General features: G+C 47.1%; 1 pseudogene. It reads right to left on the bottom strand.

The features are described from left to right. A pseudogene (locus R7P74_RS25550) lies at positions 1 to 866 on the bottom strand (error-prone DNA polymerase); the annotation flags it as partial.

Below are 866 nucleotides of genomic sequence, written 5' to 3'. Positions count from 1 at the left end.
AATAGGAATGATTGACACAGATAGGCAGAACTTCGACGCCGTGACGACGAGCGTCTTGCACCAATTGAGAAGGGCTGTAAAACCCCATTGGCTGGCTGTTTAACAGTGCCGTATAAAACTCTGCGGGATAGTAGTATTTTAGCCATGCCGAGCAATACGCCAAAACGGCGAAAGACGCTGAATGACTTTCTGGAAATCCGTATTCACCAAAGCCACAAATTTGTTCAAAAATGCGCTCCGCAAATGCTAGGTCGTAACCTCGCTCTTGCATGCCATTGAGCAGCTTAGGCTTAAACTTGGCTAAATCACCATTCTTTTTCCATGACGCCATGGCTCGACGAAGTTGATCGGCCTCGCCACCACTAAACCCCGCAGCGACCATGGCAAGTTTGATGACTTGTTCTTGGAAGATAGGAACGCCCATGGTTCTTTCTAAAACGCTTTTCACTGCTTCTGATGGATAGCTGACAGGCTCTTCGCCGTTGCGCCTTTTCAAAAACGGGTGAACCATGTCGCCTTGAATTGGCCCTGGGCGTACGATCGCGATTTGAATAACTAAGTCGTAATAACAAGCTGGTTTTAAGCGAGGCAGCATGCTCATTTGCGCGCGAGATTCGATTTGAAAAACGCCAACGGTGTCTGCTTTTTGGAGCATGCGATACACATGAGGATCATCTTGTCGGCGAGTGATCTCAGCAATTGAAAGTGATCGCTGGTGGTGTTTCTCAATTAATTGAAAGCATTTACGGATAGCATTGAGCATCCCGAGCGCCAATACATCGACTTTCAGAAGCTCTAAGCTTTCGAGATCGTCCTTATCCCATTGAATGATAGTTCGATCTTCCATTGCTGCATTTTCAACGGGC

It is taken from the genome of Vibrio sp. 2033 (genome assembly GCF_033339735.1).
Note: the sequence above shows the minus strand (reverse complement) of the source record. Positions and strands in the feature narration are given on the sequence as shown.